The organism is Pseudomonas sp. LB-090624, assembly GCF_003205205.1.
Taxonomy (GTDB): Bacteria; Pseudomonadota; Gammaproteobacteria; order Pseudomonadales; family Pseudomonadaceae; genus Aquipseudomonas.
On record NZ_QJRL01000007.1, the window covers coordinates 198,583 to 209,881 of the forward strand.

General features: G+C 65.2%; 7 protein-coding genes and 1 riboswitch. Of the genes, 2 read left to right on the plus strand and 5 right to left on the minus strand.

The window, feature by feature from the left end; genetic code table 11:
- Positions 1-158 precede the first annotated feature (158 nt).
- Positions 159-2,159, plus strand: coding sequence for a U32 family peptidase (locus tag DMX11_RS10355; protein WP_110744442.1), 2,001 nt, complete (start codon positions 159-161; stop codon positions 2,157-2,159).
- A gap of 78 nt (positions 2,160-2,237) precedes the next feature.
- Here DMX11_RS10355 and DMX11_RS10360 read toward each other — a convergent pair whose 3' ends face one another.
- Complete coding sequence (locus tag DMX11_RS10360) at positions 2,238-3,563, minus strand: sigma-54 dependent transcriptional regulator (RefSeq protein WP_110744443.1); 1,326 nt, start codon at positions 3,561-3,563, stop codon at positions 2,238-2,240.
- 339 nt (positions 3,564-3,902) lie between these two features.
- On the opposite strand from DMX11_RS10360, the gene DMX11_RS10365 reads away from it, so the two are divergent.
- Positions 3,903-4,169 carry a hypothetical protein gene (locus DMX11_RS10365; RefSeq protein ID WP_003247923.1) on the plus strand — a complete coding sequence of 89 codons (267 nt, stop codon included), beginning with the start codon at positions 3,903-3,905 and terminating at the stop codon, positions 4,167-4,169.
- A gap of 106 nt (positions 4,170-4,275) precedes the next feature.
- On the opposite strand, the gene DMX11_RS10370 is transcribed toward DMX11_RS10365, so the two are convergent.
- From DMX11_RS10370 to cobW, 4 genes are all read right to left on the minus strand, one after another.
- Positions 4,276-4,842: a VWA domain-containing protein gene (locus DMX11_RS10370; protein ID WP_110744444.1), complete on the minus strand. Its 567-nt coding sequence runs from the start codon at positions 4,840-4,842 to the stop codon at positions 4,276-4,278.
- Between the two features lie 101 nt (positions 4,843-4,943).
- On the minus strand, positions 4,944-5,957 hold the full coding sequence (locus tag DMX11_RS10375) for an ATP-binding protein (protein ID WP_110744445.1): 1,014 nt from the start codon (positions 5,955-5,957) through the stop codon (positions 4,944-4,946).
- 1 nt (position 5,958) lies between these two features.
- Positions 5,959-9,720 (minus strand): cobaltochelatase subunit CobN, encoded by a 3,762-nt coding sequence (gene cobN / locus DMX11_RS10380; protein ID WP_110744446.1) that lies wholly within the window; start codon positions 9,718-9,720, stop codon positions 5,959-5,961.
- Positions 9,721-9,723: 3 nt separating this feature from the next.
- Positions 9,724-10,791, minus strand: a complete 1,068-nt coding sequence (cobW, locus tag DMX11_RS10385; RefSeq protein ID WP_110744447.1) for a cobalamin biosynthesis protein CobW — start codon at positions 10,789-10,791, stop codon at positions 9,724-9,726.
- 99 nt (positions 10,792-10,890) lie between these two features.
- Positions 10,891-11,103: riboswitch (cobalamin riboswitch) on the minus strand.
- Between the last annotated feature and the right edge of the window lie 196 nt (positions 11,104-11,299).

Here is an 11,299-nt window from a genome sequence, read left to right on the forward strand (position 1 = left end):
TCGGGGCCGCCCTGCGGCCCTTTCGCGACGCAAGGCCACGTTCACGATTCCGCATACTCGCAGCCAATCCCGCACCTCTCGGCACCCCAATGATGCCGCCAGCCCGTTTCGCCGCTACAATGCCCGCCTAAACCGTGACAGCCCGAAAATATAACGACATGTCCCTTCCAAAGAATCACCTGGAACTGCTCAGCCCTGCCCGTGACGTGGCCATCGCCCGTGAGGCGATCCTGCACGGCGCTGACGCCATCTACATCGGTGGCCCGAGCTTCGGCGCGCGCCATAACGCCTGCAACGAAGTCAGCGATATCGCCGAGCTGGTCGAATTCGCCCATCGCTACCATGCACGCGTGTTCACCACCATCAACACCATCCTCCACGACAACGAGCTGGAACCCGCGCGCAAGCTGATTCACCAGCTGTACGACGCCGGTGTCGATGCGCTGATCGTGCAGGACCTGGGGGTGATGGAGCTGGACATCCCGCCGATCGAGCTGCATGCCAGCACCCAGACCGACATCCGTACCCTGGAGCGCGCCAAGTTCCTCGACCAGGCTGGTTTCTCGCAGCTGGTACTGGCACGTGAACTGAACCTGCAGCAAATCCGCACCATCGCCGCCGAAACCGACGCCGCCATCGAGTTCTTCATCCATGGTGCGCTTTGCGTGGCATTCTCCGGCCAGTGCAACATTTCCCACGCGCAGACCGGCCGCAGCGCCAACCGGGGCGACTGCTCGCAGGCCTGCCGCCTGCCCTACACCCTGAAGGACGACCAGGGTCGCGTGGTGGCCTTCGAGAAGCACCTGCTGTCGATGAAGGACAACAACCAGACCGCCAACCTGGCCGACCTGGTCGATGCCGGTGTGCGCTCGTTCAAGATCGAAGGCCGCTACAAGGACATGGGCTATGTGAAGAACATCACCGCCCACTACCGCAAGGAACTCGACGCCATCCTTGAGGGCCGCCCGCAGTATGCCCGTGCCTCCAGCGGCCGTACCGAGCATTTCTTCCTGCCCGACCCGGACAAGACCTTCCACCGTGGCAGCACCGACTACTTTGTCACCGACCGCAAGGTCGATATCGGCGCCTTCGACTCGCCAACCTTCACCGGCCTGCCGGTGGGCGTGGTGGAAAAGGTCGGCAAGCGCGACATGCTGGTGGTCACCGACGTACCGCTGACCAACGGCGACGGCCTGAACGTGCTGGTCAAGCGTGAAGTGGTGGGCTTCCGGGCCAACATCGCCGAACCGCGTGGCGAGTTCGAGGAAGACGGCAGCAAGCGCTACCGCTACCGCGTCGAGCCCAACGAAATGCCCGAAGGCCTGTACAAACTGCGCCCCAACCACCCGCTGTCGCGCAACCTCGACCACAACTGGCAGCAGGCCCTGCAACGTACGTCTTCCGAGCGCCGGGTTGGCGTGGAGTGGCACGCGGTATTGCGCGAGCAACGCCTGATGCTGACCCTGAGCAGTGAAGAAGGCGTGAGCGTGCAGGTCGCCCTGGAAGGCCCGTTCGGCGCGGCCAACAAGCCGCAGCAGGCCCTAGAGCAGCTGCACGATCTGCTCGGCCAGCTGGGGACCACGATGTACCACGCCGACAGCATCGAGCTGGACGCCCCGCAGGCATATTTCATCCCCAACTCGCAGCTCAAGGCCCTGCGCCGCGAAGCCATCGAAGCGCTGACTGCCGCTCGCGTGCAGGCGCACCCACGGGGCGGGCGCAAGGCCGAGACCACGCCACCGCCGGTGTACCCCGAGTCGCACCTGTCGTTCCTGGCCAACGTTTACAACCAGAAGGCCCGCGACTTCTACCACCGCCATGGGGTGCAATTGATCGATGCAGCCTACGAGGCCCATGAAGAGCATGGCGAAGTGCCGGTGATGATCACCAAGCACTGCCTGCGCTTCTCCTTCAACCTGTGCCCCAAGCAGGCCAAGGGGGTGACCGGAGTGCGCACCAAGGTGGCACCGATGCAGCTGATTCAGGGCGACGAAGTGCTGACCTTGAAGTTCGACTGCAAGCCGTGCGAGATGCATGTGATCGGCAAAATGAAGAGCCACATCATCGACCTGCCAACGCCGGGTAGCGCGGTGGCGCAAGTGGTCGGGCATATCAGCCCGGAAGACCTGCTGAAGACCATTCCGCGCGGGCCGCATTGATCCTTCATAGCCTGTAAGGGCCCATTCGCAGCGCGAGGCTGCTACAGGTACCGCGCCGGGGGCTGCAAAAGCAGCCTCTCAGCGGATCTGGTGCTTGTGCAGCAACCGATAGAACGTCGGTCGCGAAATACCCAGCACCTTGGCCGCCACACTCAGGTTGTCACTGTGGCGGTTCAGCACATCGCACAGTGCCTGCCGTTCAGCGCGGTGCTTGTACTCCTCCAGCGTGCCCAGCGGCTGCTGCTCCTGATCGAGGGCATGCAGGCCCAGGTCCTGCGCCTCGATCTGCCGCCCTTCAGCCAGTACCAGGCCGCGCCGCACACGGTTGGCCAGCTCGCGCACATTGCCTGGCCAATCATGCCGGCCCATTGCCGCCAAGGCATGGTCGCTGAACGAGCGCGGTCGGCGCCCGGTTTCCAGGCTGTAGAAATGCGCAAAATGGCTGGCCAGCATCGACAGGTCACCATGCCGGTCGCGCAATGGTGCGGTCACCACCTGCAATACGTTCAGGCGGTAGTACAGGTCTTCGCGAAAACGCCCTTGCTCGATAGCCCGTTCCAGGTCCACATGCGTCGCCGCCAGCACCCGCACATCCACCGGGATCGGCTGGCTGCCACCGACCCGCTCGATATGCTTCTCCTGCAGGAACCGGAGCAGGTTGGCCTGCAGTTCCAGCGGCAGATCGCCAATTTCATCGAGGAACAACGTGCCACCATGGGCCGCCTCGATACGCCCGGCCTTGCGCTGATGAGCGCCGGTGAAGGCGCCCTTTTCATGGCCGAACAGCTCCGACTGGATAAGATGCTCGGGGATCGCCCCGCAATTGATGGCGATGAACGGCTGCTCGCTGCGCTGCGACTGGCGGTGCAGCGTGCGCGCCACCAGCTCCTTGCCGGTGCCACTTTCACCCCGGATCAGCACCGGTGACTCGGTGGGGGCCAGCTTGCCCAGCAACTTGCGCAGCTCCCGGATCGGCCGGCTTTCGCCAAGCAACTCGTGGGGCGCCTCGTCGACCTTGACCGCCCCCTTGCCCCGCAGGCGCGCCATGCCGAAGGCCCGGCCCAAGGTAACCTGCACCCGGGAGACGTCGAACGGCAAGGTATGGAAGTCGAAAAACCACTCACAGACAAAGTCGCCGAATGCCGGCATGCGCAGCTGTTCGGGGCTTAGCACGGCGATCCATTCGGTGTTACTGCGCTTGATCATGTCCTTGACCGCGTCCGGGTGCCTCAGGTGTGAAGCCTGCAAGCGCAGCAGGCCCACATCACAAGGATGGTCGAGCGCTGCGCCGAGCACACAACTGTCTACATCCCAGCCTGCGTTGCGTAAACCAGGCAACAAATCGTGGCAGTCGTCACAGGGGTCGACAATTAGCAAACGGCGTTGAGCGGCAGCCTGGTGCATGACCGATCCTTGGCGCCAGTTTTTGGTTTTTTGAAGTAAAACAGCAAGTTGTGGCGCCCGTTTAACAGTAGCAACGAAGTTGACGGTTCCCAGTACCGTCTGTCTGCCGACGCATTTTTTTACAATCCGCCACGGGAATTTTCGCACTTTAACGACATCACATGGCGGCGCAGGCAAGAACGGATGCAACCCTGACAAAAAAATTTACAACCATTGTGTGACTTGCCACCTGACAACGAGCATCAGTACACATAACCCCGCGCTGCACATCGCGATACATGAGGCGAGTTTCAAGCAACGCGGACTTGACGATGTTTGGGACCATAGAGAGACCGAACCATGAATGCCCCGCTCCGTGTCAACGAAGCACTGCTGATTGCCGACCACGCCTTCGAACCTTTCCAGTGCGTAGCCTGGGATGCACCCAACGGTACTGGTGAACTGAGCCTGGCAGTGATCGACCGGACCAGCACCCGTATCGGCGCCAAGCAAGTATCCTCGCGTATCTATTCCGACCCGGCCCAGTGGGCCAGCCTGATCGAGGAAGTGCGCGCCGAACTGTGCGAAAAAGGTTACGACCTGCAACCGTGGTCGATGCCGAAATAATAACGGCCGGCAACACAAGTGCGTGTAACATCACGCACTTGTACAACTTCCTTCACCCTGCCCTGGCAACTTTTCTTATTGCGACATAATGTCGCGCAGCCACTTTTCATTCCGCCAGATTGAACTGCTGCACGTGCTGATAATCGGCCTGCAATTGTTCAGCCAGCCGCTGTGCACGGCCCAGACGTACTGGCGCCAGTTCCATGTCCACCAACAACGTGGCACAGGGCATCGGCTGCACAGTATTGCAGTGCTGCAGTCGACCATCGGTAAATACCAGGCAGCGCATGGCTTCTTGTGGATGAGCCCGTTGCCGCGCCTGTAGCCAGTGCCGGGCCTGCTCAAGGGCCGCGATCAGTGGTGTTCCGCCTCCTGCCCCCAATGCCTGCAACCAAGGCTGCAACGCGGCCGAAGCCTTGAGGCCGTGGCGCTGCCACTGCGGCGCGCGCCCACTGGCAGTCAGCAACGCCAGGCGGGCACGTTGACGGTAGGCCTGGTCGAACAAGGACGCCAGCAACCCTTTGGTTTGCGCAAGCGCCTGATGGCGACGGGTCGAGGCTGAAGCATCGACGATCACCAGCCACAGCTCCGCCGGTTTGCCTTGACGCTGCTGCCAGCACAAGTCCTGGCGCTGACGTGGGCGCCCCTTGAGCAAAGTCGGCAGCCAGGCCACCCGGCCGGCGGACGCATTAAGTACGCGGCCGCGGTTGGCGCCGTACTGCTTGCCTGCGCCTGCTTTGGCATCCGCCCCTGTGGCAGGTGGCTGGGGGATGCTCAGGGCTTTTTTGCCCAGTTCGGCACCTCACGGCGGGCACCGCTGGCCACCGGCTGCGCCGGCATGGCACCCCAGTCACCCTGCCCGCCTTGCTCGCCGGGGTTGCCGACACCCTGCTGGCCCGGCTGCGGCTCAGGCTGCGCGGGTGGGTTGGCCTGGGGAGCAGCCCGGCGGCGGTGGCGCAAGGCGAATTCGGCCACCGCCTCGACATCCACTTCTTCGATAGCGGCATTACCGCGCCAGGCGCAATGGGCTCGCGCGGCACGCAGCCACACCAGGTCGGCGCGCAGGCCATCGACGCCAGCGGCGTAGCAGCGCTCGGTGATCCAGGCCAGCGCCTGGTCGTCCAGGGCGATGCCGGCCAGGGCCTGACGCGCCGCTTGGCAGCGCTCGCGCAGTTGTGCCTGGGCCACAGCCCATTGCGCGCAAAAAGCCTGTGGGTCACTGTCAAAGGCCAGGCGGCGGCGAATGATCTGCTGCCGCGCTGCGGGCTCGGGCAAGCCTTCCAGTACCACGTTCAGGCCAAAGCGGTCGAGCAACTGCGGGCGCAGCTCGCCTTCTTCCGGGTTCATGGTCCCGATCAGCACGAAGCGGGCACTGTGCCGGTGCGAGATGCCGTCGCGCTCGATGCGGTTGGTGCCGCTGGCCGCCACGTCGAGCAACAGATCGACCAGGGTGTCGGGCAACAGGTTGACCTCGTCGACATACAGCACGCCGCCGTCGGCCTGGGCCAGCACCCCCGGCGAGAACTGCGCCTTGCCCTGCCCCAGCGCGGCGTCCAGGTCGAGGGTGCCGACCAGCCGTTCCTCGCTGGCGCCCAGTGGCAAGGTGACGAACGGGCCTTCACCGAGCAGGTCGGCCAGGCCACGCGCCAAGGTGCTCTTGGCCATGCCGCGCGGCCCTTCGATCAGCACGCCGCCGATCTTCGGGTCGATGGCGGTCAGGCACAGTGCCAGCTTCAGCGCGTCGGCACCGACCACGGCGGCCAGCGGAAATTGTACGGGTTCACTCATTTCAAGCCTGTTCCTCGCCGTCGAGCAGCTGTTCCTCAAGGGCTTCGCGGTAGTCGCCCGGCGCCTGCCACAGGCCGCGTTGCTGGGCCTCCAGCAAGCGCTCGGTGAGGTCGCGCAGGGCCTCGGGGTTGTGCTCGCGCATGAAGTCGCGGGTGGCCGGGTCGAGCACGTAGGCATCGGCCAGCCCCTGGTAATGGTGGTCGTCGATCAGGTGCGTGGTGGCGTCGAAGGCAAACAGGTTGTCGACCGTCGCCGCCATCTCGAATGCACCCTTGTAGCCATGGCGCTTCACCCCGTCGATCCACTTCGGGTTGAGCGCGCGGGCGCGGACCACCCGGTTAAGCTCTTCCTTCAGGGTGCGGATGCGCGGCCGGTCGGCCTGGCTGTGGTCGCCGTGGTAGCTGGCCACGCCGGCCCCGCTCAGGGTTTCCGACGCCGCCAGCATACCGCCCTGGAACTGGTAATAATCGTTGGAATCGAGCAGGTCGTGCTCGTGGTTGTCCTGGTTTTGCAGCACCGCCTGTACCTTGGCCAGGCGCTGGGCGAACTGGGCGCGGGCCGGGGTACCGTCGTCGCTACCCCCGTAGGCGTAGCCGCCGTGGTTGAGGTAAACCTCTGCCAGGTCGTCGCGGCTATGCCACAGCCGGCCGTCGATGGCGTTCTGCACCCCGGCCCCGTAGGCACCTGGTTTGGCACCGAACACCCGCCAGCCGGCCTGGCGCGCGGCCTGTTCAGCGTCAACGCCCTGTTCAAGCAGGGCAGCACGCTCGCCGCGCACGCGGGCGGCCAGGGGGTTGAGGCTGTCGGGCTCGTCCAGCGCGGCCACGGCCTGCACTGCAGCATCGAACAGGCGGATCAGGTTGCCGAAGGCATCGCGGAAAAACCCGGAAACGCGCAAGGTCACGTCCACCCGTGGGCGGTCGAGCAGGCTCAGGGGCAGGATCTCGAAATCATCGACACGCTGGCTGCCGGTGGCCCACACCGGCCGCACGCCCATCAGCGCCATGGCCTGGGCGATGTCGTCGCCACCGGTGCGCATGGTCGCCGTGCCCCACACCGACAGGCCCAACTGGCGCAAGTGGTCGCCGTGGTCCTGCAAGTGGCGCTCGAGGATCAGGTTGGCCGAGGCGAAGCCCAGGCGCCAGGCGGTGGTGGTGGGCAGGTTGCGCACGTCCACGGTATAGAAGTTGCGGCCGGTGGGCAGTACGTCGAGGCGGCCCCGGCTAGGCGCGCCGCTGGGGCCGGCCGGTACGAAACGCCCGGCCAGCGCCGCCAGCAGGCCATTCATTTCGGCAGGGCCGCAGGCATCCAGGCTGGGGGCTACAGCGTCACGCAGGGCGTGTACCACGTCGCGCACCGGTTGCCATTCGTTTTGCGCGGGCAGCTGCGCAGTACCGGCCAGCACCTGCTCGATCAGTTGCAGTGCCAACAGTTCAAGGCGCTCGCGGGTGTCGCCACAGGTACGCCAAGGTGCCTCACCCATGGCCTGTAACTGCTCGGGGCGTGCCCCCTGCCACGGCAGGCCCAGCTCGCAATCGAGCGGGTCGAAGCCGGGCACCAGCGCCTTGGCCAACGCCCGTAGCAGGCTGGCATTGCCGCCGCGTCCGTCACCGCGCTCAACCCGCAACAGCGCCAGCAGCGTATCCAGGCGCAAGCGCCCTTCAGGCGACTCACCGAACACATGCAGGCCATCGCGAATCTGCGACTCCTTGAGGTCGCACAGGTAGGTGTCCAGCCGTGGCAACCACACCGCGGCATCGTCCAGCTGCCCTTCCAGCTGCAGCTCACGGTCGATGTGGTTGGCCTTGACCAGTTCAAGGATGTCGCGCTGCAACTCACGGGCACGCCGTGGGTCGAGCAGTTGCGCTTCATAGAACTCATCGGCCAACTGCTCCAGGTGGCGCAGCGGGCCGTAGGTTTCGGCGCGGGTCAGCGGCGGCATCAGGTGGTCGATGATCACCGCCTGGGTACGCCGTTTGGCCTGGGCGCCCTCACCCGGGTCGTTGACGATGAACGGGTAGATATTCGGCAACGGGCCGAGCAAGGCATCTGGCCAGCACTGCGCCGACAGCCCGACGCCCTTGCCGGGCAACCACTCGAGGTTGCCGTGCTTGCCGACGTGGATCACCGCGTCGGCGGCAAAGGCGTGACGCAGCCAGAAGTGGAACGCCAGGTAACCGTGCGGCGGCACCAGATCGGGGTCGTGGTACACGGCGCTGGGGTCCACCTGGTAGCCGCGCGCCGGCTGAATACCGACAAAGGTCAGGCCAAAACGCAGGCCGGCAACCATCAGCCGGCCATTGCGGAACATCGGATCGCGCTGGGGCGGGCCCCAACGCTCCAGCACCGCCTGGCGGTTGGCCTCCGGCAGGCGGTCGAACGCAGCCTGGTAGTCGTCCAGGCTCAGGCTCTGGGCGCAGGGCCGCTGGTCGAGGTGGTCGAGGTCATTGGTCACGCCGCCAAGCAATTGGTGAATCAGCTGCGTGCCGCTGCCCGGCAGGTCGGCCAGTGGGTAGCCTTGGGCCTGCAATGCCTTGAGGATATTCAGCGCGGCTGCCGGAGTGTCTAGGCCGACGCCATTGCCGATGCGGCCATCGCGGGTTGGGTAGTTGGCCAACACCAGCGCTACGCGTTTCTGCGCATTTGGCAGGCGGGCCAGCTCGACCCAGCGACGGGCCAGCTCGGCGACGAAGTCCATGCGTTCGGGGTGGGCCCGGTAGCACACCACGTCGGACTGGCTGCGCTCGCTGCGCCAGGCCATGTCCTTGAAACTGACCGGCCGGGTGATGATGCGCCCGTCAAGTTCCGGCAGGGCGATGTGCATCGCCAGATCACGCGCGCCCAGGCCCTGCTCGCTGCCTTCCCAGCCGGGCTGGTTGTCCTGCGCGCAAATGGCTTGCAACACCGGGATGTCACGGCGGAACGGCCGCAGGTTGGGGCGTTCCGGGCTGGACAGGGCAAAGCCGGTGGTATTGACCAGCACCTCGGCGCCGACCTCGTCGAGCCAGGCTTCAACCTGTTCCAGGCAGGCGCTTTCCTTGAGGCTGGCCACGGCAATCGGCAACGGGTTCAGCCCGGCAGCCTGCAGGCGCTGGCAGAACACATCGATGAACGCAGTGTTGGCCGCCTGCAGGTGGGAGCGGTAGAACAGCAGCGGTGCCACCGGCTGTTCAGGGTGCCATTGCGGGTACCAGTCCTCCAGCGTCGCACTGCCCTTGTGCGGGTGATACACCGCCGTGCGCGGCAACGGCTGCGGCTCGTCCCAGGCGTAGTCGCGGCCCAGCCACTGGTTGGCCAGGCAGTTGAACAGGTTGATGGCATTGGCCTTGCCGCCCTGGCGCAAGTAGTGCCAGAGGCGCTCGGCCTGCGCACCCGTGACGCTGCCCAGGCTGGTCAGCTCCGGGTCCGGGCGGTCGTCGCCTGGCACCAGGATCAGCTGCACACCGCGGGCGGCCAGCTCGACCAGCTGTTCGACGCCGTAGCGCCAGTAGCCGACGCCACCGTGCAACGACACCAGGATGACCTTGGCATGGCGCAGCACCTGGTCGACATACAGGTCGACCGAGGCATGGTTCTGCACCTGCATCGGGTTGGCCAGGCGCAAGCTGGGGAAGCCTTCGGGCAATTGCTCGGCGGTATCGGCGAGCAATGCCAGGTGTGAATCGCCGCTGCAGAGAATCACCAGCTCGGCGGGTGTCTGACCGAGGTCGGCAATGCTGTCATCCGGCACGAAGCCGCCGGGCTGGGTCCGCAGCAGGTGCATGGGTCAGGCGCCCAGGGCCTGGCGCAGGCGCGCTTCCAGCTGCGCCGCATCGAGGTCCTGGCCAATCAGCACCAGGCGGGTGATGCGCGGCTCGTCGGCGCGCCATGCGCGGTCGAAGTGCTTGTCAAAACGGGTACCCACGCCTTGCACCAGCAGGCGCATCGGCTTGCCCGGAATGGCCGCGAAGCCTTTGGCACGGAGGATGCCGAACTCCACCACCAGCTGGGTGAGGGCATCGAGCAACAGGCTTTCGTCGGCTGCTGGCAGGTCGATGGAGATGGAGTCGAAGGCATCGTGGTCATGATCGTCATGGTCGTCACCGTCGTGGTGCGAGTCATGGTGGGTGCGGCGCCCATCGATATGCGCCTCGGACTCGGCACCCACGCCCAGCAGCACTTCCAGCGGCAGCTTGCCGCTGCTGGCTTCGACCACTTTCACCGCGGGCGGCAGTTCTTCGGCGACTTCGGCGCGGACCTTGGCAAGGCCTTCGGCATCGATCAGGTCGGCCTTGTTCAACACCACCAGGTCGGCACTGGCCAGCTGGTCGGCGAACAGCTCGTGCAGTGGCGATTCGTGATCCAGGTTCGGGTCGAGCTTGCGCTGCGCATCGACCTGGTCCGGGTAGGCAGCAAAGGTGCCGGCAGCCACCGCAGGGCTATCGACCACGGTGATAACGGCATCGACGGTGCAGGCGTTGCGGATTTCCGGCCACTGGAAGGCTTGCACCAGCGGTTTTGGCAGGGCCAGGCCACTGGTTTCGATCAGGATGTGGTCCAGGTCGCCCCGGCGGGCCACCAGCTCGCGCATGACCGGGAAGAACTCCTCCTGCACGGTGCAGCACAGGCAGCCGTTGGCCAGTTCATAGACACGGCCGCTGGCTTCTTCTTCGGTGCAACCGATGCTGCATTGTTTGAGGATTTCGCCGTCGATGCCCAGTTCACCGAATTCGTTGACGATCACCGCAATACGGCGGCCCTGGGCGTTGTCGAGCATGTGGCGCAGCAAGGTGGTCTTGCCCGAGCCGAGGAAGCCGGTGACGATGGTGACGGGGAGCTTGGCCAGTGTTTTCATGTCGCATTGCCCTTGGCAGTATGGCGCGGGCATGCAGGACGACAGCCACGGGCCAGACCGGCCGGGCTTGTTCGCCACCGGATCACCCCGCCCGGTTGAAAGTCGAAAACGTTGCGAGGCAGGTCTCCTGGCTTGCACCGTTCCAGTCGCCTGCTGATGCAGCAGTCTGGCGGGATGACGCCTTCCCGCGCCTGGCGCAGTGGCTGTGTCGATCCATTGTCGGTGCTTACAGTTGCGGGGGCAGCCGCGGCTTGTACCGCGTTCCCGTCTTAGCTTCGGCCTGGCCGAAGAACCTCGAAGTGGCAAGGCTACGCAGTGGTTGGCGGGTGGTCAACCATTGCTGCCCGGGGGCTGGCGAAAGTTTCGTTGCGCCTGGGGGATCGAGCGCCGCCCGCGCGGCGCATCGCGAGCTGCGCTCGCTCCTACGTTTGTTTCGGGCCAATGATGCCTGGGGGATTTTCGCGCGAACGCCTTGGGGCATGGCTTGCTATCGCGTCGTATGAACCAG